Genomic DNA, 26,047 nt, shown 5'->3' on the forward strand with positions numbered 1-26,047 from the left:
CGAGCAGCAAGGTATTTGTCCCGTTGATCGAACCATTGGAAAAGAAGCTCGCTATGTACATTGAGACCCAGGCACCGACGTCCACCGTGAGCACCGAATTTCTCTTCACCGACAGCGATTTCTCGAAGGTCCGCGCGATGATCCATCGGCGGGCCGGGATCGCGCTGGGCGAGCAGAAGCGGCAGATGGTCTACAGCCGCCTGTCGCGCCGGCTGCGCGAGCTGCGGCTGCCGGAGTTCTCCTCCTACCTCGAGTTGCTGGAGTCGCGCCAGGACGGCGACGAGTGGCAGTCGTTCATCAATTCGCTGACCACCAACCTGACGTCGTTCTTCCGCGAGGCGCACCACTTCCCGGTGCTGGCCGAGCACGTGCGCAAGGCCAGGGAGCCGGTCACGATCTGGTGCTCGGCGGCCTCGACCGGCGAGGAGCCCTATTCGATCGCGATCACGCTGATCGAGGCGCTGGGCGACAAGGCCAACGCGGCCCGGGTGATCTCGACCGACATCGACACCGCGGTGCTGGCCAAGGCCCAGGCGGGCGTCTTCACCGCCGATCAGGTCAAGGCGCTGTCGCCCGAGCGGCTGCGCCGCTTCTTCAACAAGGGCACCGGGTCGAATGCCGGCAAGGTGCGCATCCGCCCCGAGGTCGCGCAGTTGGTGAAGTTCTCGCGCCTCAACCTGCTCGACCCGTCCTGGTCGGTCAAGGAGCCGCTGGATGCGATCTTCTGCCGCAACGTGATGATCTATTTCGACAAGCCGACGCAGAAGAAGGTGCTCGACCGCTTCGCGCCGCTGCTGAAGACCAACGGCCTGCTGTTCGCGGGCCATTCGGAGAACGCCTCGCTGGTCAACCAGACCTTCAGGCCGCTCGGGCAGACGGTGTACGAGCTGGCGCGCGCAAAGGGCAAGGCAGGGGTGCCATGAATGCTGTCGTGCCGGGGTCGCTGGCCAACCATCACTATTTCGACCGCGACGTCGGCAGCATGGCAGTCAAGCTGCTGCCTTCCGAGTACTTCGTGACCACCACCGACACGGTGCTGACCACGGTGCTGGGGTCGTGCGTGTCGGCCTGCATCCTCGACACCGACAACGGCGTCGCCGGCATGAACCACTTCATGCTGCCGGAGGAGGGCGACTCGGTCGCCCGCGACGCCACCGAGTCGATGCGCTACGGCGCCTACGCGATGGACGTGCTGATCCGCGAGTTGATCCGCTCCGGCGCCCGGCGCGAGCGGCTGCAGGCCAAGGTGTTCGGCGGCGCCGCGGTGCTGGCCAACATGACGACCCTCAACATCGGCGACCGCAATGCCGATTTCGTGCTGCGCTACCTCAAGTCCGAACGCATCAGCGTCGCGGCCCAGGACCTGCGCGGCCAGCATGCGCGCCGCGTCTGCTTCATGCCGGCGAGCGGCAAGGCGGTGGTGCGCAAGCTGCGGGGGCAGAACGACGTGCAGGCGATCCAGCGCGAGGAGGGCGAGCTGCTGCGCATGGCCCTGCCGCGACCGGCGCTCGACCTGCGCAAAACCAACGGCCCGGTCGGCGAGAGCCCGCCGTGGGCCAGAAGCAAAGGAAGCTGGTGAGCGCGAACAAGATCAAGGTGCTGTGCGTCGACGACTCGGCGTTGATACGCAGCGTGATGACCGAAATCATCAACAGCCAGCCGGACATGACGGTGGTGGGAACGGCCGCCGATCCGCTGGTGGGGCGCGACCTCATCAAGGTCACCAACCCAGACGTGCTGACGCTGGACGTCGAGATGCCGCGCATGGACGGCCTCGAGTTCCTCGAGAAGCTGATGCGGCTGCGGCCGATGCCGGTGGTGATGGTGTCGTCGCTGACCGAGCGCGGGTCGGAGATCGCGCTGCGCGCGCTCGAACTGGGCGCGATCGACTTCGTGACCAAGCCGCGGCTGGGCGTGCGCGACGGCCTGCTCAACTACACCGAGCTGATCGCCGCCAAGATCCGCACCGCCGCCAGTGCACGGCTGCTGCCGTCGCGGCATGCCGCGTCGGCCCGGCCGGCGGGCGAGCACGCGCCCGAGGCACTGCTGCGCAGCCCGTTGCTGAGCACCGAGAAGCTGATCATCATCGGCGCCTCCACCGGCGGCACCGAGGCGATCCGCGAGGTGCTGCAGCCGCTGCCGCCGGACAGTCCCGCAATCCTGATCGCGCAGCACATGCCCTCGGGCTTCACCAAGTCCTTCGCCCAGCGGCTCGACGGCCTGTGCCGCATCACGGTCAAGGAAGCCGAGCACGGCGAGCGGGTGCTGCCGGGCTATGCCTACATCGCGCCGGGTGGCTTCCACCTGTCGCTCGGCCGCAGCGGCGCCAACTATGTGGCGCATCTCGACCAGGAGCCGCCGGTGAACCGGCACCGCCCTTCGATCGACGTGCTGTTCGACTCGGCCGCCAGGCATGCCGGCAAGAACGCGATCGGAATGATCCTCACCGGCATGGGCAAGGACGGCGCCGAGGGGCTGCTGCGCATGAAGCGCGCCGGCGCCCACACCTTCGCCCAGGACGAGGCGAGCTGCGTCGTCTTCGGTATGCCGAAGGAAGCCATCGCGATCGGCGCGGCCGACGAGGTGGCGCCGCTGGGCGAGATGGCGCGCCGCGTGCTGGCGCACCTGCGCACCTTCGGTGCGCGCACGAATCGGGTTTGACAACGAACTGTTTGAGTGGAGAGAAACGTGATTGACAAGAGCATCAAGATCCTGGTCGTGGATGACTTCCCGACCATGCGCCGCATCGTGCGCAACCTGTTGAAGGAGCTCGAGTTCCTCAACGTCGATGAAGCGGAGGACGGCGCCGCCGGCCTCGAGAAACTGCGCGGCGGCAGTTTCGGCTTCGTGGTGTCGGACTGGAACATGCCCAACATGGACGGCCTGACCATGCTGCAGAACATTCGCGCCGATCCCGAGTTGGGCAAGCTGCCGGTGCTGATGGTCACGGCCGAAGCCAAGAAGGAAAACATCGTCGCGGCGGCCCAGGCCGGCGCGAACGGCTATGTGGTCAAGCCTTTCACGGCCGCCACGCTCGAAGAGAAGATCACCAAGATCTTCGAAAAACTGGCGAAGGGGTGAGGCCATGAGCAAGAACGCGTTCGACGCCGAACAAGGGAACACCGCTGAAGAGTTGCTGGGCCGCATCGGGCAGTTGACGCGTCAGTTGCGCGAAGGACTGCGCGAGCTGGGCCTCGACAAGGAAGTCGCCAAGGCGGCGCAGGCCATTCCCGATGCGCGCGACCGGCTGGCCTACGTCGCCGCGACCACCGAGCGGGCGGCCCATCGCGCGCTCAATGCCATCGATGTCGCGCAGCCGCTGCAGGAGGGGCTGGCGAGCGACGCCAAGGGCCTGAGCAAGCGCTGGGACGAGTGGTTCGCCGACCCGATCGAGCTCGACCATGCGCGCGAGCTCGTGATGGACACGCGCGGCTTCCTGCAGGACGTGCCGCAGAAGACCAATGCCATCAACTCGCAGCTGATGGAAATCCTGATGGCGCAGGACTTTCAGGACCTGACGGGCCAGGTCATCAAGAAGATGATGGAAGTGGTCAACGACGTCGAGACCCAGCTGCTGCAGGTGCTGATCGACAACTCGCCGGCCGAGAAGCGGCAGGAGATCGTCAGCAACAGCCTGCAGAACGGCCCGCAGATCGTGCCCGGCAATCCCGATGCGGTGGCCGACCAGTCGCAGGTCGACGATCTGCTGGAGAGCCTTGGCTTCTGAGGCCTCGATCGAGCGAGAAGGAGGGCGATTGCGCTCTTGATCGGGCGATTGTTCCGGCCCTCCGAATCGAATAATCAGTCATGTGCAGGCGTTTCTCGCCTGCTGCTCCAGGAGCATGAATGGCTGAGGAAAGCGATCTCGAAAAAACGGAACCCGCCTCCGAGCGGCGCCTCGAAAAGGCGCGCGAGGAAGGCAATGTGGCCCGCTCCCGCGAGCTGACCACGCTGGTGATGCTGTCGACGGCCATCGGCGGGCTCTGGTTCACCGCCGAGTCGCTCGGCGCCACCCTCAGCGCCGCCTTGCGCCGCGGCCTGCAGTTCGAGCGCGGCATCGCCTACGAGCCCCAGCAGATGCTGGCCCGCACCGCCTGGATGGTGATGCAGACCTTGCTGGCGATGGCCCCCCTGTTCGCCATGATGGTGGTGGCCGCGGTGGTGGCGCCGATGATGCTCGGCGGCTGGCTGCTGTCGGGCAAGGCGGTCTCGCCGAACTTCGGCAAGCTCGACCCGCTGGCCGGAATCGCGCGCATGTTCTCGACCCAGTCGCTGGCCGAGCTGATCAAGGCACTCGCCAAGTCGCTGCTGATCGGCGGCGTCGCCTACCTGGTCATCATGGATGACCTCGAGCACGTCATGGCGCTGCTCGGCCAGCCCGAGTCGACCGCCTTGCCGCACACCATCATGCTGGTCGGGCGCAGCTGCGCCCTGATCGCGGCGGCGCTGGTGCTGGTGGCGCTGGTCGACGTGCCCTGGCAGCTCTGGACCTACTACAAGAAACTGCGCATGTCGCGCGAGGACGTGCGCCAGGAGCACAAGGAAAGCGAAGGCGACCCGCACATCAAGGCCCAGATCCGCCGCCAGCAGCAGGCGATCGCCAAGCGCCGGATGATGGCCGAGGTGCCGAAGGCGGACATCGTGGTCACCAACCCGACCCATTTCGCGGTCGCGCTGAAGTACATCGACGGCGCCATGCGCGCCCCGCGCGTGGTGGCCAAGGGCACCGACCTGGTGGCGCAGCGCATCCGCGAGATCGCGGCCGACAACAAGGTCGCGATCCTCGAGGCGCCGCCGCTCACGCGGGCGCTCTACAAGCACACCCGCCTGGGCGACGAGATTCCCTCGGGCCTCTACACCGCCGTGGCCGAGGTGCTGGCCTGGGTCTATCAGCTCAAGCGCTGGAAATCCGAAGGCGGCGAGGCGCCGCGCATGCCGACCGACGTCGCCGTTCCTGACGAACTTCAATACACCGTGCCCGTATGAACGCGATGACCAACCTGATGCGTCTGCCGACGCAGTTCTTCTCCGGCAACCAGTTCAAGGGACTGGCCGGGCCGATTCTCATCATCATGATCCTGAGCATGATGGTGCTGCCGCTGCCGGCCTTCCTGCTCGACCTGCTGTTCACCTTCAACATCGCGCTGTCGGTGATGGTGCTGCTGGTCAGCATGTACACCATGAAGGCGCTCGACTTCGCCGCCTTCCCCGCCGTGCTGCTGTTCTCGACCCTGCTGCGGCTGTCGCTCAACGTGGCCTCCACCCGCGTGGTGCTGATGCACGGCCACACCGGCCCCGATGCCGCCGGCAAGGTGATCGAGGCCTTCGGCCACTTCCTGGTCGGCGGCAACTTCGCGGTCGGCGTGATGGTCTTCATCATCCTGGTGCTGATCAACTTCATGGTGATCACCAAGGGTGCGGGCCGGATCGCCGAGGTCGGCGCGCGCTTCATGCTCGACGCCATGCCCGGCAAGCAGATGGCGATCGACGCCGACCTCAACGCCGGGCTGATCGGCGAGGACATCGCCCGCAAGCGCCGCACCGAAGTCGCGCAGGAGGCCGACTTCTACGGCTCGATGGACGGCGCCAGCAAGTTCGTGCGCGGCGACGCGGTTGCGGGCTTGCTGATCATGGTCATCAACATCATCGGCGGCCTGGTGGTCGGCGTGGCGCAGCACGGGCTCGACTTCTCGACCGCCGGCAAGACCTACACGCTGCTGGCGATCGGCGACGGCCTGGTGGCGCAGATCCCGGCGCTGGTGATCTCGACCGCGGCCGGCGTGATCGTCTCGCGCGTGACCACCGACGAGGACGTCGGCAGCCAGCTCACGGGCCAGCTGTTCTCCAACCCGCAGGTGCTGTTCCTGACCGCCGGCATCATCGGCCTGATGGGCCTGATCCCGGGCATGCCGAACCTGGCTTTCCTGCTCATCGCCGGCGGCCTCGCCTGGCTCGGCCACAACCTGCTCAAGCGCAAGCCGAAGCAGGCGGCCGAAAAAGCCGCCGCCGCGGCCCAGGCCGCGCTGCCGGCAGCCCCCGAGGCGGCCGAAGCCAGCTGGGACGACATCGCGCTGGTCGATCCGCTCGGCATGGAGGTCGGCTACCGGCTGATCCCGCTGGTCGACCAGTCGCAGCAGGGCGAGCTGCTCGGCCGCATCAAGAGCATCCGCAAGAAGATCGCGCAGGAGATCGGCTTCCTGGTGCCGGTGGTTCACATCCGCGACAACCTCGAGATCAAGCCGAACACCTATGTCATCAGCCTGAAGGGGGTGGAGATCGGGCGCGGCGAGGCCTTCCCGAACCAGTGGATGGCGATCAACCCGGGACAGGTCACGGGCAGCCTGCCCGGCACGCCGACCCAGGACCCGGCCTTCGGCCTGCCGGCGGTGTGGATCGACGGCAACCTGCGCCAGCAGGCGCAGATCCACGGCTACACGGTGGTCGATGCCTGCACCGTGATGGCGACCCACCTCAACCACCTGATCCAGACCCATGCCGCCGAGCTGCTGGGCCGCCAGGAAGTGCAGCAGCTGCTCGACCAGATCGCCAAGACGGCGCCGAAGCTGACCGAGGACCTGGTGCCGAAGCTGATCTCGCTGAGCACGCTGCACAAGGTGCTGCAGAACCTGCTCGGGGAAGAGGTGCCGATCCGTGACATGCGCACCATCCTCGACGTGCTGGCCGAGCATGCGCCGACCGTCAAGGACGCGACCGAACTCACGACGCTGGTCCGCCTGGCCCTGGGCCGCGCGATCACGCAGCAGCTGTTCCCGGGCGATGCCGAGCTGCAGGTGATCGGGCTCGACGGCTCGCTCGACAGCGTGCTGCAGCAGGCCATGACCAGCAGCAGCGGCATCGAGCCCGGCCTGGCCGACAACCTGCTGCGCCAGGCGCAGGCCGCCATCGTGCGCCAGGAGCAGATGGGCCTGGCGCCGGTGCTGGTCGTCCAACACGCATTGCGCGTGCTGCTGTCGCGCTTCCTGCGCCGCAGCCTGCCGCAACTCAAGGTGCTCTCCCATGCGGAGATCCCTGACTCTCGCAACATCAAGATCACCGCCACCATCGGAGGAAGAGTTTGAACATGTCTACAGACGTGCGGACCACGGCCCGCAAATTCGTCGCGGCGACCAGCCGCGAAGCCCTGCGCCTGGTCCGCGAGGCACTCGGTGCCGAAGCCATCGTGCTGAACCATCGCGCGACACCCGAGGGCGTCGAGATCGTCGCCATGGTCGAAGGCGAGATGACGCAGGCGGTGGCGAGTGCCGCGCCGGTCGTGCCTGTCAGGGCGCCGCTGCCGGCAGCGCCGGTCGCCCCGGTGATGCCGGTCGCCCCGGCAATGCCGGCGCTGCCGGCGATGGCGATGCCCGTGGCCGCCCCGGCCGTCGCGCCGGCGCCCGCCGCCCCCGTGGCCCGCGCGCCCGCCGCTGCGCCCGCACCGGCCGACATGGTCATGAACGAGCTCCATTCGATGCGCGGCATGCTCGAGGAGCAGCTCGCCAGCGTGGTCTGGAACGACCGCCAGCGCCAGGACCCGGTGCGCGGCCGCCTGCTGCGCACCTTGCTCGGTGCCGGCTTCAGCGCCAAGCTGTCGAAGGCCATGCTCGAGAAGCTCCCGACCGGCCAGAGCTATGCCGAAGGCATGGCCTTCGCGCGTGCCGAACTGATTCGCGCGGTGCCGGTGCACGAGGACGAGGACGCCCTGCTCGCGCAAGGCGGCGTGTATGCGCTCATGGGCCCGACCGGGGTCGGCAAGACCACCACCACCGCCAAGCTGGCGGCGCGCTGCGTGATGCGCTTCGGTGCCGACAAGCTGGCCCTGGTGACCACCGACAGCTACCGCATCGGCGCCTACGAGCAGCTGCGCATCTACGGCCAGATCCTCGACGTGCCGGTGTTCGCGGTCAAGGATGCGGCCGACCTGCACCTGGTGCTGCAGGACCTGCGCGACAAGCACATGGTGCTGATCGACACGGTCGGCATGAGCCAGCGCGACCGCTCGGTGTCGGACCAGATCGCGATGCTGTGCAACAGCCACCGCCCGGTCAAGCGGCTGCTGCTGCTCAACGCCACCAGCCACGGCGACACCCTCAACGAGGTGGTGCATGCCTATCGCAACGGCGGTGGCGGCAACGAGCTGGCGGGCTGCATCTTCACCAAGGTCGACGAGGCCACCCATCCCGGCGCGCTGATCGACACCGTCATCCGCCACCGGCTGCCGGTGCACTACATCTCCAGCGGGCAGAAGGTGCCCGAGAACCTCATGCTGGCGGACCGCGCGCAGCTGGTCGACAGCGTGTTCCAGCCGCGCCGCCACAACCCCCTGTTCGTGCCGGCCGAGGCCGACATGCAGGACGACGCCGCGGGCGCGGCGCCGTCGGCCCAGGTCGTGCAGGCGCAGGCCGAGGCCGAGCGGCTGCGGCTGCAATACCAGAACCTGATCCGCGCCATGGCGCACGATGCCCAGGAACTGGCGACCGCGGCCGGCGCGCTGGCCGGTGCCCAGATCGGCTTCGAGGGCGCACGCCGGCTGTGGCGCAACGCGGGTGACGAGGCGGTTGGCCAGAAGGCCGTGCTGGAGGACCTGATGGTGCAGGCGCGCAGCGAGGTCGCAGCCGGCTGCGAGACGCACGTGCTGGCGCTCTCGGGCCAGGTCGGCCTGCGATCCGACGAGGGCGGCGACGCCTACGAATGCCAGGGCAGCTTGCTGCTGTCGGATCGCAGCGGCCTGCCGCTGGCGGCGCCCAACCAGTGGCTGTCGACGGCGGCGGTGGCCGGGGGCGCGGAGACGCGGCGCAAGCCGGGGCTGCGCCAGGTCCAGTGGTTGCGCCAACAGTCGCTCGGCCGCACGCTGGTGCACGTGCTGCCGCGCCTGCCGATGCCCGAGTCGATGGTCGAGTGGCAGGCCCAGGGCCAGCGCTGGCTGGCGCGCGCGCCCGGCGCGACGGCGGTGATCGACCCCGTGACCGAAGCGCCGGGCAAGCTGGCCCGGCTCGGCCTCGAATTCGGCCCGGCGCGCCCCGTGAGCTTCCGCGGCAAGCCGGCGCTGCAATGCGAGGCACAGGCCGAGGTGCTGCTGCGCCTCGGCGCCTCGGCGACGATCGACCGCCAGTCGCTGCCGCTGCTGCGCTGCGTCGTCACCCGCGTCCTCGATGCACGCGGCCAGAAGATCCTGGCCCAGAGCTACCTGCTGTCGAACCTCGGCAGCGAGGTGAGCGCGCAGCAGCTCGCGCAATGGCAGGGCTGGGCGGCGGAGGCCGATCCCTGCTTCCGCCTGCTGCGCCAGGGCGTGCAGCTGATCGGCGGCATGGGCGAACTGGGCGATCCGGACATGATGAAGCGGCTGCTGATCGCCGGCCAGGTCGGCACCACCGTGTGGCGGCTGCTGCAGGCCAGGGGCGAGTGGGCCGACCGCACGCGGGTGCTGCTGAACCAGCTCTCGGGCCGCCCGGCGCGCTCGAGCCGGCCGCTGACCGGCAACGCGCTGTATGTCGGCGTGGGCAAGCTCTTCATGCTGCTCGAGGCCCTGGGCACCGAGTCCACCGCGCCGACGCAGCCGGCCCGGGTGCTGGCGCCGCAAGGTTGAGGAGCCGCACATGACCAAGCTGGTTGCAGATCAGGCCGACGGATTGCGGCGCCTGCTGGCCCATACGCCCACGCGCGTCGTCGCGGTCGCGGCCATGGGCCCGGGCGGCGGCGCCACGGAGGCCGCCATGAACCTCGGCGCGGCCCTTGTCCAGCAGGGCAGGGACGTGCTGGTGCTCGACGAACACGGCGGGACGGCAGCGGCGATTTGCGCCGCCTGGGCGATCGATCCGCTCGGCGACCTGGCCGACGTGGCCGACCGGCGGCTGACCTGCGAGGGCGCGATCGCCCGGGCCGGCTGCGGTGTCGGCGTGCTGCCGGCGCCGCTCGGCGACCGGCATGCCGAGATCGATCCGCGCCTGCTGTGCCGCGGCGGCGTGGTGCTGATCGCCGCCCGGATCGACGGCGAAGGCCGGCTGTCGGCGCTGGCCCAGGCAGCCGACGAGCTGCTGCTGGTGCTGCAGCCGAACGCCGCGTCGATCACTTCGGCGTACGCGGGCATCAAGCGCCTGCACTATGCGCATGGACTGAAGCAGCTGCGCTTCCTGGTCGACGGCGTGGCCGGGCCCGAGGAGGCGCAGCAGATCACCACCAACCTCGCGAGCACCGGCAGCCGCTACCTCGCGGTGTCGCTGGAAGCGGCCGGGTGGGTGCGCGCCGATCCGCATCTGGCGGACGCCCGCCGGCTGCGCCAGAGCGTGGTCGAGGCCTTCCCGGCCAGCGCGGCGGCGGTCGACTTCCGCCGCGTCGCGGTCGACATGGGCGGCTGGCCCTGGCGCACGCGTGCGCCCGCGGCCCGTCCCGCCCGCGCCGTGGCGCCGCCATCGCACGGGCCGCGGGTCGAGCTGCCGCGGGGCCGTGCGATGGCCGCGGCGCGCTTCGCCATCGCCTGAGCCGGCGAACCGAACAACCGACATGCAACGAAGGAGCGCACGTGTACACCGCACAGGGCACCATTGAGAAGTCTCACCTGCTGGCGCAGCACCAGCCGCTGGTCCGGCGCATCGCGCTGCAGATGATCGCCAAGCTGCCCGCGAGCGTCGAGCTCGACGACCTGATCCAGGCCGGCATGCTGGGCCTGCTGGACGCATCGAGCCGCTACCAGGACAACAAGGGCGCGCAGTTCGAGACCTTCGTGAGCCAGCGCATCCGTGGCGCCATGCTCGACGAGCTGCGCGCGAGCGACTGGGGCTCTCGCGGGCTGCGCCAGTCGGCGCGGGCGGTCGAGAAGGCGGTCCATGCGCTCGAGCACCGGCTCGGCCGGGCGCCCACCGAAGGGGAGATCGCGAAGGAGATGAAGATCGACCTCGAGGCCTACCAGTCGCTGCTGCAGGAGATCCAGGGCTGCCAGCTGGTCTATGTCGAGGACTTCGCCAAGGGCGAGGCCGAGAACCCCTTCCTCGACCTGCATGCGCAACAGGCGCGCAAGGGCCAGGGCGCGAGCGACGACCCGCTCGAGCAGCTGATGGAGAGCGGCTTCCGCCACCAGCTGATCGATGCCATCTCGGCGCTGCCCGAGCGCGACCAGCTGCTGCTCAACCTGTACTACGAGGAGGAGCTGAACCTGCGCGAGATCGGCGCCATCCTCGAAGTGAGCCAGAGCCGGGTCTGCCAGCTGCACAGCCAGGCGATCAGCCGGCTGCGGGCCCGGCTGAAGGACATCCTCTAGGCGCGAAATCGTCGCCTCCGGTGCGCATCGCTCGTCTATCATCGCCGGCGGAGCGGGTGCGCAATGCGCAGAGGAGCAGCCCAATGAACAGAGCCAGTCTTGCGGCCATCGCGGGGAGTGCCTTGTGCGCCTCGGGAGCGGCCTTCGCCCAGACGAGCCAGGTGCAGGGCCCGGTCACCGGCAGCAGCGTCACGCTGTTCGGCGTGGCCGACGCGGCGGTGGCCTACGGCAGCGGCAGCATCGCCACCAAGACCCAGCTGATCAGCAGCGGCAACACCGCCTCGCGCCTCGGCTTTCGCGGCATCGAGGATCTGGGCGGCGGCCTGGGGGCGGGCTTCTGGCTCGAAGCGGGCGTCAGTCTGGACACCGGCACCGGGGTCGCGGGCAACACCAACAACCAGGCGAGCGGTGTCACCTCGGCCGACGCCTTGAGCTTCAACCGTCGCTCCACGATCAGCCTGTTCGATCTCTGGGGCGAGCTGCGGCTGGGCCGCGATTTCACGGCCCACTACCGCAACCGCACCGACGTCGATCCCTTCGACAACAACGGCGTCGGCACGATCCAGCCGCAGGCCGGCTCGATCGCCGGGCCGACTTCGCCCCGGGCCTCGAACATGGTGGGCTATTTCCTGCCGCCGGGCCTGGGCGGCTTCTTCGGCGAAGTGCAGTACTTCATGGGCGAGAACCAGAAGCACACGCCGGGCGCCGACGACGGCACCGGCTTCAGCGGCCGCGTGGGCTGGCGCTCGGGCCCCTTCGGGATCGCGGTCGCGACGGCCCTCACCGACTACCAGCAGACCCCGACCAACGGCGACATCCGATCGACCAATGTCGGCGCCAGCTACGACTTCCAGATCGTCGAGGTCTCGGCCGGCTACTACCGCGACAAGGTCGAGAGCTTCCAGCCCGTCACCGCGACCGGCTATGCGGTCGGCTTCATCGTGCCGGTCGGCATCGACCAGATCAAGTTCGCCTGGTCGCGCTACGGCACCGATGCCATCGGCGATCCGGCGGCGCGCAAGCTGTCCCTGGGCTATGTCTACAGTTTCTCGAAGCGCTCGGTGGCCTATGCGACCTACTCGCACCTGAGCAACAGCGGCGGCTCGGCGGTCGGCCTGAACGGCTCGATCACGGCGCCCGACCGCAGTTCGAACGGGTACGACCTCGGGTTGCGCCACAGCTTCTGATCGGGGCTGGTTCCGTCCGGGCGGCGGGGGGGCCGCCAGCCAGCGCTTGCCATCAAGAATTTGTTACAGTGTGTTTCATTCGAAAACACAACAACACAACTTGGTGGAGACCAGCGAATGAGAAAGTGGAACCTTGCCGCAGGCATCCTGGCTGCGGTGGCTTTGGCATCGTGTGGCGGCGGTGGAGGCGGCGGCGGCGGAGGCCTGGCGGGCTTTGCCGCCAAGCCGGCCTTGACCACCTCGGTGAAGATCAACGGGCAGGCCGCGACGGCCCAGAGCGCGGACCTGTACGCCGTGAAGCCCGGCGACAAGGTGGAGATCACGCCGAGCCAGAACGTCTCCTGGACCAGCAGCAGTGCGCCGGCCGGCATCACCGCCAACGCCCTGGCCAGCACGCCCACCCAATGGAGCGCGCAGCTGGTCAACGAGACCGCCTCGGCGGCCACCTACACGGTGACCGCGTCGGCAAGCGCCGATGCGTCAAGCACCAGGTCGCTGCAGTTCGCCGTGTCGGGCGGCGATGCGCGCAACGGAAGCTACAAGGCCTTCGCCACCAACGGCAGCCGGCAGACCCTCGCGCTCAACTTCGACACCGGCGCCTACAGCTGGACCGACAGCAACAATGCCGTCGTCAGCGGCAGCTTTGCCGCGGATGCGAATGAGGCTGGCACCTATGTGTTCCAGTCCGCCCGGATTGCCACGGCGGCGAACACGGCGCGCTTTCATCTCAACCAGGACACCGTGATCGGCGCATTCCCCTTCGCCGTGACCCAGTCGGCGAACGAGGCCTTCGCGATCCAGCCCTTCTTGGCCTCGCGGGCGCTCGAAACGCAGCAGGCGGCGCTCGATGGCGTCTACAACCGCTTCGGCATCGACGTCGGCCCGACGATCCAGACCTCCGACATCTCGCAGTTCGAGATCTCGGCAGGGGGAACGAAGCTGGTGCGCTGCAACGACGCCAACATCTCCCGGATCGAGCTCTGCCAGCCCGCTGACCAGCAGACCTGGCTGATCTCCCCCGGCAGCGCGAGTGGCATGTGGACCATGACCGAAGCGGCTACGCCTTCGAACACCGCCAACATCGCGCTCGCGCGCATTGGCGACCAGAAGATCTTCCTGATCGCGGGCAAGTCCGCGAGCGACCCGCGCACCGCCGTGTTCCGGATCGGCGTGCCCGAGGGCACGGCCTGGCCTGCCGGCACCGGCTATGGTTCTGCCACGCCGGGCTCGTGGGGCCGCGTACAGGTTGCGGCCAACAACACGTCGACGCGCAACGGCGTGGCGACCGATGGCAGCGTGGTCCAGACCTTCAACACCTTCTATCCGATGGGCACCAGCCAACCGAGAGGAATGCGCCTGCTGCCCAACACGACCACCGGCGCGACCTACTTCGCCATGCAGGGCGCCAAGCTCTTCGCCATCATCGGCGCCAACGATCCCGCGCATGGCACCAACGGCTATCTGCAGCTCAGCTTGATGGACTGAGGCCGCGCAAGCGGCTGCTTCAGCGTATTCGCCGCGCTCGATCGCCTCGCCCGCCGCGGCCTGGCCTTGCCTCCAGGCGCGCGAGCTCGCCGGCCGCATTCGCAAAGCTCGCGCGGATGAAGTCGAACGCCCGCGCAGCTGCGGGCACCAGCGTGCGGCCGGCACGATGGACGATTCCGAGCGTCAAGTCCAGGTCGAGCCGCGGCGTCACGTCGATCGGAACCACGACGCCGGCCTTCAGCGGATCGAGCACGGCGATGGCGGTCGATGGCGTGACGGCATCGCTGGATGCCAGCAGCGCGTGGACGGTGCCGAGATCGCTGGTGCTGAGCGCGAAGTGGTCGCTGATCGGCATGCCGAGGCCATACAGGTCCGCGATCCTGCGCTCGACGGATTCGTCGGCATAGCCCGCGGCAATGAGCGGATAGGCAGCAAGATCGGCCATCGTCACGTTGCGCCTGGCCGAGAGCGGATGCGCCGCGCGGGCGAACCAGCCGAAGGTGCACGGGTAGATCGGCTCGGTCACCATGTCGCGCTCGCGCCGGGCGATGCGGACGTCGCCGATGAAAAAATCGAGCCGCTCCTTCCGCAAGGCCTCGTGCAGCACGTCGGTGCTCTGGACCATGGCGCTGACACGCAGCCCCGGCGCCTTGTCGAGCATCTCCAGCATCAGTGGCGCGAGCAGAAACCTGGCGATCGACGAGCCCATGCCGAGCGCCAGCGATCCGAGTTCGCCTTCGCGCATGAGCGCCAGGGAGCGCGCCCCTTCGTTGTCGTCGAACACGATGCGCCGCGCGCGCTCCACGTAGGCGAGGGCATAGGGCGTCGGGCGCAAGCGCCGGTCCTGCCGGTCGAACAGCGGCACCCGCAGGACGTTCTCGAGCGCCCGCAGGCTGCGCGACAGCGCAGGTTGGCTCAGGTGCACCGCCTCGGCGGCGGCGCTCAGCGAGCCGAGGTCGATGACGGCCAGGAAATGCCTCAGTTGCCGGATGTTCATTTCAGCCTTGGCTTGCAGATCCTGCAAGTTGAAGCTGAATATTATGCAATTTACGCAAGCTCGGCGAATTCCTAGACTGCCTTCAGCAGCCCAGCCATTCGCCATGAAAAACCTTCCCCATCCGTCCGCCAGCCTGCGACCCGTCGTCGTCATCTCGTCCGACCGGGTTGAGCGCCACGGCCATCCGGCGCATGCCGCCCTGCAYGGCTACGTTCACGCCGTCGGCGAAGTCTCGCGCGCGCTTCCGCTGGTGCTGCCCGCCGTGGCGGGCGGACAGCTGGCCGCCACGCTGGCGGCGACGATCGATGGCATCGTCCTCACCGGCAGCCCTTCCAATGTGGCGCCGGCGCGCTATGGCCTGCCGCTGCCGCACCGCGAGATGCTGCTCGACCATGACCGCGATGCCGCCATCCTGCCGCTGCTGCCGGCGCTGGTCTCGGCCGGCGTGCCCGTGCTGGCCGTGTGCCGCGGCTTCCAGGAGATCAATGTCGCCTGGGGCGGCACGCTGGAGCCCGCCGTGCACGAGCAGATCGGCAGGCTCGACCACCGCGAGGGCGATCACGATCGCCCGATCGAGCGCTGGTACGACGATAGCCACGACCTCCACCTCGTCGAAGGCGGCCTGCTGGCCCGATTGGCCGGCAGTACCCGGACCCGGGTGAATTCGCTGCACCACCAGGGCATCGACCGACTGGGCGCCGGCTTGCGGGTCGAGGCCAGGGCGCCCGACGGACTGGTCGAAGCCTTCTCCATCGCGGACGCCGCCCAGTTCACGCTGGCCGTGCAGTGGCATCCCGAGATGCGCACCGGCGACAGCGCGTTCGCGCGCGCCATCTTCGAGGCCTTCGGCGACGCCTGCCGGCTGCGACAGCAGCAGCGCCTCGCCCCATCCCCCTGACCCACAACGAACTGACGGAGACATATGGAAAACAATGCCTGGATCGACGGGCTCTTCAGCCACAGCTATGCCGAAGCACGGGAGAAATTCCTGAGCGCCGCCGCGCGGCGCGGCCTGCCGGTCGAGTCCCATGAACTGGAACTCGTCGGCGCCGACGGCGAAACGCTGGCCACGGACGTCGTCCTCGACGGCCCGGCCGATGCATCGAGGATGCTGCTGGTGATCAGCGGCGTCCATGGCGTCGAGGGCTTCTGCGGATCGGCAGTCCAGACCGGGATGCTGCTGGCTGCCCACCAGGGCGCCGATGCCTTGCGCGACACGGCAGTGCTGCACGTCCATGCGATCAATCCCTTCGGCTTCTCGCATCTGCGTCGCGTCACGCCGGAGAACGTCGACCTCAACCGGAACTTCGTCGACTTCGCCAAGCCCTTGCCGGTCAATCCCGGCTATGCGGAGATCCACGAACTCCTGCTGCCGGCCGCCTGGCCGCCGGAGGCCGAGGTCGAAGCCGCGCTCGCGGCATACCGCGATCGGCATGGCGCGCGCGGCCTGCAACGGGCCATGAGCCTGGGCCAGCACGGCTTCGCCGACGGCATGTTCTTCGGGGGCCATCGGCCGACTTGGAGCAACGACACCTTCCACCGCATCCTGAAGCGTCACGCGCCGAAGGTGCGCCAACTGGCCTCGATCGACATCCACACCGGTCTCGGCGCCTACGGCGTCGGCGAGCGCATCTTCGCGAGCTTCGACGACGACCCGGCCGTGCTCGCGCGGGCCGAGCGGTGGTGGGGCGAACTGACCTCGGTCACGACCGGCACCTCGACCAGCATTCCGCTGACCGGACCGATCCAGACCGCGATCACCGAGGAGTGCCGGGGCGCGCAGCACATGGGCATATGCCTGGAGTACGGCACCTGGCCGAGCGAGCGTGTCACCGGCGCCTTGCGTGCCGAGCATTGGCTGCACCGGCACGGCGACATCGACGCGGCCCGGTCCGCCGCCATCAAGCAGGCGCTCAAGGATGCGTTCTATCCCGACGCCGCCGACTGGAAGCTCGCGGTATGGCAACAGGCTTCGCAAGCCTGCCTGAGCGCGCTCGAAGGTTTGCAGGAAGACGCGTCCCAGGCCATGCTGGCCTGACGCGCGTCCGTTCTCGATCTCGACCCCGAACGAACCACGGAACACCCCATGAACGCGTCCACCCTGAATCCCGCCGGCCTGCCCCAGGCCGCCACGGCTGCGCGCAGCGCGCAGCCCGTCGCCAAGACCGCCATCAGCCGCAAGGCGGTCGCTGCCGCCGTCGCGGGCAATGCCCTCGAGTTCTACGACTTCGTCATCTACGCCTACTTCGCCGTCTACATCGGCCGCACCTTCTTCCCGGTCAGCGGGGAGTTCGGCAGCTTGCTGGTGGCGGTAGCCACGTTCGGGGTCGGATTCTTCACGCGGCCGCTGGGCGGCGTGTTGATCGGCGCCTTCGCCGACCGGGCCGGGCGCAAGCCGGCCATGATCCTGACGGTGGCGCTGATCACCGTCGGCACGCTGGGCCTGGCCGCGACGCCCAGCTATGCGAGCATCGGCATCGCCGCACCGGTGATCGTCGTGTTCTGCCGCCTGCTGCAGGGCCTGGCGCTCGGTGGCGAGGTCGGGCCGGCCACCGCGCTGCTGCTCGAAGCGGCGCCGCCAGGACGGCGCGGTTTCTATTCGAGCTGGCAGATCGCCAGCCAGGGGCTTGCCGTCGCGGTGGGCGGGACCTTCGGCGTGGCGCTGTCACTGGTGCTCACGCAGGAGCAGCTCTCGTCGTGGGGCTGGCGCGTGCCGTTCCTGTTCAGCCTGGTGCTCATTCCCATCGCGCTCTACATCCGCCGCAGCCTTCCCGAAACCCACGAAGGCAGCGGGGAACGCACCGGCGCGCAGATCGTCGGCTCGGTGTTCAGCAAGCACCGCCGTGTGCTGGTGCTGGGCGTGCTGCTCACGGCAGCGACGGCGGTGGCGTCGCAGGTCGGCAACTACATGGTCACCTACGCGGTCCAGGTGCTGAAGCTGCCGCCGGCGCTGGCGCAGGGCAGCGTGCTGATGGGCGGCGTCATGACGTTTGCCTTCGCCCTGGTCGGTGGCCTCCTGTGCGACCGCTACGGCAGAAAGGTCACCAACCAGCTGCCCCGCATCGTTCTGATGCTGTCGATCGTGCCGCTGTTCATGTGGCTGTCGGGTGCACCCGGCGCCACCACGTTGCTGGTGGTGTCCGCGATCCTGGCTGCGCTGACGGCGATGTTCGGCGCCGCGGGGCTGGTGACCGTTCCGGAACTCCTGCCCATCGCGGTGCGAAGCACGGGCCTGTCGCTGGTCTACGCGATCGGCACCTCGGTGTTCGGCGGCACCACCCAGTTCGTCGTGACCTGGCTGATCGCCGTGACGCGAAATCCGATGGCCCCGGCCTACTACGTGGTTGCGATGTGCGCGATCAGCGTGGTCGCCATGTGGATGCTGCCCGAGTCGCGCGATGTCGATGTGACGAAGTAGCGGCTGTCGGTCGGGCGATTTCGTCAGGCCGCCAGGAAGCGCTCGGTCAGCAGCGCCCAGTAGGCCGAGCCGATCGCCACGTTGTCGTCGTTGAAGTCGTAGCCCGGGTTGTGCACCATGCAGGCGCCGGCACTGTCGCCATCGCCATTGCCGATGAACAGGTAGCTGCCCGGCAGCTTCTCGAGCATGAAGGCGAAGTCCTCGCTGCCCGGCAGCGCCGGGCCCTGCAGCGTGACCTGGTCGGCACCCACCAGCTCCAGCGCCACTTCGCGCGCGAAGGCGGTCTCTTCGGGCGTGTTGACGAGCACCGCATAGCCCGGCCGCCATTCGACTTGCGCCCTGACGCCGAAGCTCTCGGCCTGCGCGGCGATCAGTGCCTTCACGCGCCGTTCGAGCGTGGCCCGCACCTCGCGGTCGAGTGCGCGGATGCTGATCTCCAGCGTGGCCTGCTGCGGGATCACGTTGTTGGCCTTGCCGGCATGGATCGCGCCGACCGTGACCACCGCCATCTGCAGCGGATCGACGTTGCGCGACACCACGGTCTGCAGCGCCATCACGATGCTGGCCGCGGCGACCACGGGGTCGGCCGCCCGGTGCGGCATCGCGCCATGGCCGCCGACGCCCGTGAGGGTGACCGTGGCGTAGTCCGACGAAGCCATCGTCGGGCCCTCGCGCAGCACCAGGCGGCCCTGCGGCATGCCCGGCATGTTGTGCATCGCGAAGATGGCGTCGCACGGGTACTTGTCGAACAGGCCGTCCTCCATCATCTTGACCGCGCCGCCGCCGCCTTCCTCGGCCGGCTGGAAGATCAGGTTCAGCGTGCCCGAGAATCGGCCCCGCTCGGCGAGATGGCGCGCCGCGGCCAGCAGCATCGCGGTGTGGCCGTCGTGGCCGCACGCATGCATCACGCCGGCATTGCAGCTGGCATAGCCGAGCCCGGTGGCCTCGTCGATCGGCAGGGCGTCCATGTCGGCTCGCAGGCCGAGGCGTCGTCGTCCGTCACCGCGCACCAGCCGGCCGACGACGCCGGTGCCGCCGAGCCCGCGCTCGACCTCGTAGCCCCAGGCCTGCAGCTTCTCGGCCACCAGGGCCGAGGTGCGGTGCTCGTCGAAGGCGAGCTCGGGGTGGTGGTGGATGTCGCGCCGCAGCCCGATGAATTCATCCGACTGGCTGTGCATGTGATCGAGGAGTGCGCTCATCGGGGCCTCATTGCGGTTGCAGGTTGATCGACTTGGCGATCGCACGATAGCGCGCGGTCTCGGCTTCGTAAAACTTGGCCGCCTCGGCCAGCGTCATCGGCGGCGCTGCCAACTGGGTCTGGGCCGCCAGCTGCGCGCGCACGCCAGGGTCCTTCAAGGTGGCGCCGATGGCCTTGTGCAGGCGCTGCACCACGTCTTCGGGCGTGTTCTTCGGCACCATGAACCCGCTCCAGATCTGGAACGCGAAATCCTTCAGTTCCTTGCCTTCGCTGACCGTGGGCACGTTCTTCAAGAGCTCCGAGCGCTGGGCGCCGAGCTGGCCGATCACCTTGAGCCGGCCCTGGTCGGCCATCGCGCCCATGCCGGCGCTGTAGACCAGCACCGCGAAGTCGACCTGGCCGCCGCCGATGTCGGTCAGCAGCGGCGCGTTGCCCTTGTACGGCGCATGGATCAGCTGGATGCCGGTGCGTTTCTGGACGTCCTCGAGGATCAGGTGGTAGAGCGAACCGATGCCCACGCTGCCGTAGGTCAGCGGCTTGTCGGCGTTCTTGCGCGCCAGCGCGATCAGTTCGTCGATGTTGTTGGCCGGGAGGTCCTTGCGCGCGACCACCACCATCACGGCGTCGGTCACCGGATGGACAAGGCGGAAGTCCTCGGCCTTGAGCTTGACCGCGGCGTTGGCCAGCGGTGCCAGGATGACCTCGTTGGGGGAGCCCTGGAACAGGTAGTAGCCGTCGGCGGGCGCCGCGAGCACCTTCTGCGCCGCCAGCGCGCCGGACACGCCGCCGAGGTTGTCGACGATCACCTGCTGGCCCAGCTCCTTGCCCAGCGGCGCGGTGAAGATCCGGGCCGCGGCATCCGAAGGGCCGCCCGCGGGGTACGGCACCATCAGGCTGATCGGCTTGCTCGGGTAGTTCTGGGAGAACGCGGCGCCTGCGGCCAGCAGCAGCAGGCCGGCGATCGAACGTTGGAAGAAGGTCTTCATGGGGTTCCTGATGACGTTTGGGCTGTGGGGCCGTCCCTCGGAGCGGGGACGCGCTTGCATCGTAGGAGCGCCGCGTGAGAACATCCAATGCATTGTTGTCCGCCAAATGATTACTTCAATGCATGCATTCCGCGGAGCCGCCCGATGACATTGGTCCAGCTCAGGCACCTGCTCGCGCTGGCCGAAAGCGGTTCGTTCAGCAAGTCGGCGCAGGCGATGTGCATCACGCAGCCGGCCTTCAGCCGCAGCATCCGCGCGCTCGAGGACGAACTCGGCATGCCGCTGTTCGACCGGATCGGCCGCCGCAGCGAGCTCACGCCTTTCGGCCGCGACGTGGTGCTGCGGGCCCGCCAGCTGGTGTCCGAGGCCGGCGAGCTGCGCGACAGCGGCCGCCAGATGCGCGAAGGGCAGGGCGGCGCGATCCGCATCGGCATGGGCTCGGGGCCGGGCGCCATGCTGATGACGCCGCTGCTGATGCACATGGCGACCCACCATCCGAAGGTGCGGGTGGTGGTGGCGCGCGGCGGCACCGAGCTGCTGGCGCAGGCCTTGCGCGCCCGCACGCTCGATGCGCTGGTGCTCGATGCCCGCTCGCTGGCGCCCGGTGCCGACCTCGAGGTCAGCATGCTGCGCGAGATGCGCGGGGTCTTCATGTGCCGGCGCGGCCATCCGCTGGCGCGCCGGCGCAGCGGCGTGGATTTCGAGGCGGTGCAGCGCTATCCGATCGCCTCGACGCCGCTGAGCGACGAGGTGGCGCGCAGCCTGATCGAGACCTACGGGCCCGAGGCCCATCCGGCGCAGTGCGTGACCTTGCAGTGCGAGGAGGTCGCCAGCCTGGTCGAGGTGGCGCGGCAGACCGATGCGGTGCTGCTGGCGATCCGGGCAGCGGCGCCCGACCTGGTCGAACTCAGGATGAACCCGCCGATGGAACGCAGCGCGCGCTTCGGGCTGGTCACGCTGCGCCGGCGCACGGAGGCGCCGGGGCTGGCGATCGTGCGCGCGCTCATGCAGGAGTTGCTGCACGACTGAGCGGCGCGGCGCCGGGGGGCGCCGAGCCGTCTCGGCCGATCAGGGAGGGCAGGCGCCGCCATTGCCGGCGATGAAGGCGCGCAGCTTGGCAGTGTTCGATGTCGCACCGCCGTCGTCGGCGGTGATGGTGTTGTTGGTGAAGGCACAGCCATAGGTCGCTGCGGCCACGGTCGCCGGCGTGACCACGTCGTCGCCTGCGGGCTTGGGTCCGCCGCCTTCCCACTTGATCATGGCGTCGAAGGCGGCGACCTGCTCGGCCACCGTGAAGTCGCAGTGGGTGGCGCCGCGGATGGCCCGCTGCACCAGCCAGCCGCTGTTGCCCTTGGCGGCGACGCGCTTCTGGTAGATCTGCTCCATGCTGAAGGGCACGTAGAGGTCGCCCAGCGTGTGCAGCGTCACGACCGGGATCTTGAAATCGCCGTTGGCCTTGGGAATCCAGCGCAGGCCGTCGGTGCGCAGCCGGTTGGCGTCGGCCACGGCCGTGAGCTTGAGCACCGAGGCGTTGATCTGGTTCGAGGTCGCCGCATCGCCATCGACGGTGTAGGTGAAGCGGTTGGTGTCGATCACGCTCTTGTTCAGGATGCCGGTGATCGTGCCGTCGCCGCCGAACACGCCCCACACGGCCGGGAACGAGCCGCCGTAGGCGAGGCCGAGGTCGAATATCGGCCGCGGGCCGCCGGTGAGGTTCTGGATCACCTTGGCGTACTTGACGCCGGTCGGCGTCAGGCCGAGCGGCGTGGCCATGCTGGTGAACAGCGCGCCCGTCACCTGCGCCGAGATGTCCGACCAGTTGATGAACGGATACTTCGGCACCCCGGCCAGTGCCTGCGCCGTGACCTGCGCCGCGGCGAAGTAGTCGAACAGCTCGGTGTCGCCGACCACGCCGCACATCGGCACCGCGCCGTTGTACTTGACCTTGTGGTTGGCGGTGGCGTAGGCCTCGTCCTCGATCGCCGCGGCCGTGATGTGGCCGCCCATCGAGTGGCCCGTGATGAAGATCTTGCTGGGCGCCGCCAGCGTGCGGCCGGCGGCAGCGGCGATCTTGTTGAACTCCAGCGCCAGCGCGTTGGTGTCCTCGACGCCGACCCGCACGTCGTAGTAGTTCTTGCTGTAGCTGGATGCGGCCCAGGCGTAGCCGTTCTGGATCAGGTAGCGGCGGATCGACGGATTGTTCACGCCCAGCGCGTTGCCGGTGCCGGCGTAGCCGTGGGCGTACATGACGAGCTTGCCGTTCCAGTTGGCGGGCACTTCGACCCGGTAGGCGGCACCGCCCAGCACGCCGGCCCAGCGGCTGGTGGTGCTGTTGTCGACCGTGTCGGCCGGGTCGGCCGCCATCGCCGTGAAGGTGGTCGCGCTCGGGTCCGCGGGCACGAAGCTGTTGCGGTTGTCCTGCTCGCGCTTTTCTTCCGCCACGGGCGCGGGTGCGGGGGCGGGTGCAGCGGCAGCCGCCGCGGCCGCCGGGGCCGGCGCGGGCGCCGCCGCGATGAACGGGACGGAATTGCCGCCACCGCCGCAAGCGGCGAGGCTCAAGGTGGTGGCCAAGGCCAGGAACTGGACACGACTGGGTTGCATGGGGATTTGTCTCCGGGATTTCTTGGTTGATTTGTTGGCAAACACGGGGGGACACGAAACGCCGGCGCGCCTTCGACCTGGACCGAGCGACATCACCGGCGGTCGGAGCGTAGGGGTGCGCGCCGGCACGACCCTGCGGAGTTACCCGCGGCCACTATCACATTGGCGACAGGCGCATCCGGGTCAGAATCCGGTGGCGCCATGGTCGGCGCGGAGGCTCCAGGTGGCGATATTCATTGACCAGTGCAAGCGGCTGGAGGCGGCGACGGAGATGGCGTCCGGCGGCTCCATGCTGTCGACCTTGATGGCTTGGCTCCAGTTCGTCTTCTTCCTGCCCGCCAAGCTGGCGATGCTGATTCCCGACGGCAACAGCGCGCTGGGGCGCTACTTCGAGCTCGACTGCAGCAGTGGCACGCACTGGGGCGGCGCGCTGTTCTCGGGTGTGGTCTGGGTGGCGCTGCTGGTCGGCGTCTCGTTTGCCTGGGACGGACGGGCCTCGAAGGCCGGCAAGAGCGAGCGCTAGCCGGCCCGCCTGCAGCCTCAGTTCGATGCCACGAACGGGTCGTTGACCAGCGCCTGGGCCCGGGCCGCGAGCTGGGTCCGGTTCTCGACCCGCAGCTTGCGGAAGGCGTTGGCCAGATGGAAGCGCACGGTCGGCAGCCCGACCGCCATGCGCTTGGCGATCAGCTTGTCGGGGCAGCCCGAGAGCACCAGCGCGGCGGCTTCGGCTTCGCGCTGGCTCAGGGCCGAGCGCCGCTGCAGCAGCTCGGTGACGCTCTCGCGGGCCTGCGGCGACAGCAGCGGGTCGGCCTCCCACTGGAAGCGCGCCAGCGCGGCCGCGAAGGCGGGCTCGACCAGGCGCAGCGCCTCGATCTCGTTGTTGTCGAAGTTGCCGCGCTCGCGCCGCCGCCAGATCCGCATGTCGCCGGTGCATTCGCCATGCGCGAAGACATAGACGTTGACGCCCCAGTGCATGTGGTCGCGGGCCAGGAAGTCGTTGAAGAACTCGGTCCGCGCCAGGTCGCTCTGGCACAGGATCTGGGTCGCGAGCGTCGGATGGCGGCGCTCCATCATCGGGAAGGTGAGCGGATCGACGAAGCGGTAGTACTCGTCCCAGCTGCGCAAGTTCTCGAGCGACATGTTGAGCGCCTTCGCACGGTCGAAGCGCCGGGCTGCCTTGTCCCAGGTCATCGAGACGTAGGTGTCGGCCCGCAGCAGGTCGAGCATGGGCAGCGCGAGGTCGCCGCGCAGGGCATCGGGGTCGGTAGCCTCGGCCAGCAGACGCATGACGTCTCCGAGCGCGCGGGTCTGTGCCGTGGCGAGATACATGGCGTGGGTAAAGCAAAGACCGTGCAAAGGGGCGGTCGGCCATGCTAGCCCGCTGCGCGCCGACCGGTATCGGTGCCGACCCGTAGGCCCCCTATCAATCGTGATAGGTGCGTGGGGGGCCCCCGGTTCCTAGCATTCGCCGACACGACCAAGGAACAGGCCATGAAGCTCACACAACTCGGTGTCGCCGAACTGCGGCGCCAACTCCAGGCGGGCGCCGTCACCAGCGTGACGGTCGCCGACGCCCTGATCGCCCGCACCGAAGCCCATGCCGCGCTCAACGGCTACGTCGCCTTCGACGCCGAGGCGCTGCGGGCCCAGGCCCGGGCCGCCGATGCCCGCATCGCGGCGGGCGAGGACCTTCCGCTGCTCGGCGTGCCGGTGGCGCTCAAGGACAACATCGACGCCGTCGGGCTGCCCAGCGGCGCCGGCACCGGCGCCCTGCACGGCCTGCATCCGGCCCGCGACGCCGAAGTGGTGCGCCGCCTGCGCGCAGCCGGTGCGATGGTGGCCGGCAAGACCAGCATGCACGAGCTGGCCTTCGGCATCACGACCAACAACAGCGTGACGGGCGCGGCGCGCAATCCCTGGGACCCGTCGCGGATTCCGGGCGGCAGCAGCGGCGGCTCGGGCGTGGTGGTGGCCGCCGGCCTGGTGCCGGCCGCGATCGGCACCGACACCGGCGGCTCGGTGCGCGTGCCGGCCGCCCTGTGCGGCGTGGTCGGCCTGCGGCCGACGGTGGGGCGGGTGCCGGGGCAGGGGATCGCGCCGATCTCCACGACCCGCGACACCGCCGGCCCGATTGCCCGCAGCGTTGCCGACTGCGCGCTGCTCGACGGCGTGCTGGCCGATGGCGGCGCGCCGCTGGGCCCGGTGGCGCTCGCGGGGCTGCGGCTGGGCCTGCCGCGGGCGCCGTTCTGGGAGACGCTCGAGCCCGGCGTGCAGGCCGTGGCGGACGCCGCCGTCGAGCGCCTGCGCGCGGCCGGCGTGCAGTTCGTCGAGGTGGCGCTGCCGGGGCTGTCCGAACTCAACGGGGCGGCCGGATTCCCGATCGCGCTGTTCGAATTCGTGCGCGACATGGGCCGCTATTTGCACGAGGCCGGCCGCGGCATCGACCTCCAGCAGCTCGTCGACGGCATCGGCAGCCCCGACGTCGCCGCCATCGCGCGGCCCCTGCTGGCCGGCGGCGCGGTGCCCGAGGCCGCCTACCGCGAAGCCCTGCTGGCGCGCGTGAAACTGCAGGCGCTCTATGCCGATGCCTTCGCCGCCTCGGGCGTGCAGGCCCTGCTGCTGCCGACCACGCCCCTGACAGCGGCGCCGGTCGGCGACGACGAGACGGTGCTGTTCAACGGCCAGCGCTGCCCGACCTTCCCGACCTTCATCCGCAACACCGACCCGGGCAGCAACGCCGGCATCCCTGGTGTCACGCTGCCGGCCGGGCTGGCTGCGGGCCTGCCGGTCGGGCTGGCGCTCGACGGCCCGGCCGGCAGCGACCGCCGGCTGCTGGCGGTCGCCGCGGCGATCGAGGCCATCCTGCCCATAGAGCCCTCCGCCCCCTGGCTGCGCTGAAGGCGCAGCAGGCACCACCCCCGATC

Annotated in this window: 23 protein-coding genes; 18 read left to right on the top strand and 5 right to left on the bottom strand. The window is 69.2% G+C overall.

Annotation, left to right across the window (positions count from 1 at the left end; genetic code table 11):
* Window positions 1-53: 53 nt before the first annotated feature.
* The 12 genes from AC1DF3_RS24570 to AC1DF3_RS24625 all read left to right on the top strand — a co-directional run bounded on the left by AC1DF3_RS24570 (window position 54) and on the right by AC1DF3_RS24625 (window position 13,923).
* A complete protein-coding gene (locus AC1DF3_RS24570; protein WP_286537877.1) occupies window positions 54-923 on the top strand; it encodes a CheR family methyltransferase in 870 nt (289 codons plus the stop codon).
* Window positions 920-1,579 carry a chemoreceptor glutamine deamidase CheD gene (gene cheD, locus AC1DF3_RS24575; RefSeq protein WP_286537878.1) on the top strand — a complete coding sequence of 220 codons (660 nt, stop codon included), beginning with the start codon at window positions 920-922 and terminating at the stop codon, window positions 1,577-1,579. Before AC1DF3_RS24570 ends, cheD begins: the two co-directional genes overlap by 4 nt.
* A complete protein-coding gene (locus AC1DF3_RS24580; protein ID WP_478141146.1) occupies window positions 1,576-2,661 on the top strand; it encodes a protein-glutamate methylesterase/protein-glutamine glutaminase in 1,086 nt (361 codons plus the stop codon). Before cheD ends, AC1DF3_RS24580 begins: the two co-directional genes overlap by 4 nt.
* A gap of 30 nt (window positions 2,662-2,691) precedes the next feature.
* A complete protein-coding gene (gene cheY / locus AC1DF3_RS24585) occupies window positions 2,692-3,081 on the top strand; it encodes a chemotaxis response regulator CheY (RefSeq protein WP_286371658.1) in 390 nt (129 codons plus the stop codon).
* Between the two features lie 4 nt (window positions 3,082-3,085).
* Window positions 3,086-3,727: a protein phosphatase CheZ gene (cheZ, locus tag AC1DF3_RS24590; protein WP_286537879.1), complete on the top strand. Its 642-nt coding sequence runs from the start codon at window positions 3,086-3,088 to the stop codon at window positions 3,725-3,727.
* Between the two features lie 119 nt (window positions 3,728-3,846).
* Entirely contained in the window at window positions 3,847-4,986 is a 1,140-nt protein-coding gene (flhB, locus tag AC1DF3_RS24595; protein WP_478141147.1) for a flagellar biosynthesis protein FlhB, read from the top strand.
* Complete coding sequence (flhA, locus tag AC1DF3_RS24600; protein WP_286537882.1) at window positions 4,983-7,079, top strand: flagellar biosynthesis protein FlhA; 2,097 nt, start codon at window positions 4,983-4,985, stop codon at window positions 7,077-7,079. The genes flhB and flhA overlap by 4 nt, the downstream gene beginning before the upstream one ends.
* Window positions 7,080-7,081: 2 nt before the next feature.
* Entirely contained in the window at window positions 7,082-9,583 is a 2,502-nt protein-coding gene (gene flhF / locus AC1DF3_RS24605) for a flagellar biosynthesis protein FlhF (protein ID WP_478141148.1), read from the top strand.
* 10 nt (window positions 9,584-9,593) lie between these two features.
* Window positions 9,594-10,475 carry a MinD/ParA family ATP-binding protein gene (locus AC1DF3_RS24610; RefSeq protein ID WP_478141149.1) on the top strand — a complete coding sequence of 294 codons (882 nt, stop codon included), beginning with the start codon at window positions 9,594-9,596 and terminating at the stop codon, window positions 10,473-10,475.
* Between the two features lie 41 nt (window positions 10,476-10,516).
* The gene (locus tag AC1DF3_RS24615; protein ID WP_286537886.1) at window positions 10,517-11,251 is read left to right on the top strand and encodes an RNA polymerase sigma factor FliA; all 735 of its coding nucleotides are present in this window, start codon (window positions 10,517-10,519) and stop codon (window positions 11,249-11,251) included.
* 83 nt (window positions 11,252-11,334) lie between these two features.
* On the top strand, window positions 11,335-12,438 hold the full coding sequence (locus tag AC1DF3_RS24620; RefSeq protein WP_478141150.1) for a porin: 1,104 nt from the start codon (window positions 11,335-11,337) through the stop codon (window positions 12,436-12,438).
* Between the two features lie 117 nt (window positions 12,439-12,555).
* A complete protein-coding gene (locus AC1DF3_RS24625; RefSeq protein ID WP_478141151.1) occupies window positions 12,556-13,923 on the top strand; it encodes a hypothetical protein in 1,368 nt (455 codons plus the stop codon).
* Window positions 13,924-13,942: 19 nt separating this feature from the next.
* Here AC1DF3_RS24625 and AC1DF3_RS24630 read toward each other — a convergent pair whose 3' ends face one another.
* Window positions 13,943-15,025: a LysR family transcriptional regulator gene (locus AC1DF3_RS24630; protein ID WP_478141152.1), complete on the bottom strand. Its 1,083-nt coding sequence runs from the start codon at window positions 15,023-15,025 to the stop codon at window positions 13,943-13,945.
* On the opposite strand from AC1DF3_RS24630, the gene AC1DF3_RS24635 reads away from it, so the two are divergent.
* The 3 genes from AC1DF3_RS24635 to AC1DF3_RS24645 are packed head-to-tail and all read left to right on the top strand — an operon-like array spanning window position 15,024 to window position 18,338.
* Entirely contained in the window at window positions 15,024-15,818 is a 795-nt protein-coding gene (locus AC1DF3_RS24635) for a gamma-glutamyl-gamma-aminobutyrate hydrolase family protein (protein ID WP_478141153.1), read from the top strand. The two genes, AC1DF3_RS24630 and AC1DF3_RS24635, sit on opposite strands and share 2 nt — an antisense overlap.
* 24 nt (window positions 15,819-15,842) lie before the next feature.
* Complete coding sequence (locus AC1DF3_RS24640) at window positions 15,843-16,958, top strand: M14 family metallopeptidase (RefSeq protein WP_478141154.1); 1,116 nt, start codon at window positions 15,843-15,845, stop codon at window positions 16,956-16,958.
* Between the two features lie 48 nt (window positions 16,959-17,006).
* Complete coding sequence (locus tag AC1DF3_RS24645; RefSeq protein WP_478141155.1) at window positions 17,007-18,338, top strand: MFS transporter; 1,332 nt, start codon at window positions 17,007-17,009, stop codon at window positions 18,336-18,338.
* Between the two features lie 23 nt (window positions 18,339-18,361).
* On the opposite strand, the gene AC1DF3_RS24650 is transcribed toward AC1DF3_RS24645, so the two are convergent.
* On the bottom strand, window positions 18,362-19,537 hold the full coding sequence (locus AC1DF3_RS24650) for a M20 aminoacylase family protein (RefSeq protein ID WP_478141156.1): 1,176 nt from the start codon (window positions 19,535-19,537) through the stop codon (window positions 18,362-18,364).
* Window positions 19,538-19,544: 7 nt separating this feature from the next.
* On the bottom strand, window positions 19,545-20,522 hold the full coding sequence (locus AC1DF3_RS24655) for a tripartite tricarboxylate transporter substrate binding protein (protein ID WP_286527026.1): 978 nt from the start codon (window positions 20,520-20,522) through the stop codon (window positions 19,545-19,547).
* 144 nt (window positions 20,523-20,666) lie between these two features.
* On the opposite strand from AC1DF3_RS24655, the gene AC1DF3_RS24660 reads away from it, so the two are divergent.
* The gene (locus AC1DF3_RS24660; protein ID WP_286537897.1) at window positions 20,667-21,551 is read left to right on the top strand and encodes a LysR family transcriptional regulator; all 885 of its coding nucleotides are present in this window, start codon (window positions 20,667-20,669) and stop codon (window positions 21,549-21,551) included.
* Between the two features lie 39 nt (window positions 21,552-21,590).
* On the opposite strand, the gene AC1DF3_RS24665 is transcribed toward AC1DF3_RS24660, so the two are convergent.
* Window positions 21,591-23,123, bottom strand: coding sequence for an alpha/beta hydrolase family protein (locus tag AC1DF3_RS24665; RefSeq protein ID WP_478141157.1), 1,533 nt, complete (start codon window positions 23,121-23,123; stop codon window positions 21,591-21,593).
* A gap of 223 nt (window positions 23,124-23,346) precedes the next feature.
* Here AC1DF3_RS24665 and AC1DF3_RS24670 point away from each other — a divergent pair, with 223 nt between their 5' ends.
* The gene (locus AC1DF3_RS24670) at window positions 23,347-23,646 is read left to right on the top strand and encodes a hypothetical protein (RefSeq protein ID WP_286537900.1); all 300 of its coding nucleotides are present in this window, start codon (window positions 23,347-23,349) and stop codon (window positions 23,644-23,646) included.
* 17 nt (window positions 23,647-23,663) lie between these two features.
* Here AC1DF3_RS24670 and AC1DF3_RS24675 read toward each other — a convergent pair whose 3' ends face one another.
* On the bottom strand, window positions 23,664-24,452 hold the full coding sequence (locus tag AC1DF3_RS24675) for a helix-turn-helix transcriptional regulator (protein ID WP_286537902.1): 789 nt from the start codon (window positions 24,450-24,452) through the stop codon (window positions 23,664-23,666).
* A gap of 162 nt (window positions 24,453-24,614) precedes the next feature.
* Here AC1DF3_RS24675 and iaaH point away from each other — a divergent pair, with 162 nt between their 5' ends.
* Complete coding sequence (iaaH, locus tag AC1DF3_RS24680; RefSeq protein ID WP_478141158.1) at window positions 24,615-26,021, top strand: indoleacetamide hydrolase; 1,407 nt, start codon at window positions 24,615-24,617, stop codon at window positions 26,019-26,021.
* The last annotated feature ends 26 nt before the right edge of the window (window positions 26,022-26,047 follow it).

It is taken from the genome of Variovorax sp. 10N432 (assembly GCF_056394465.1).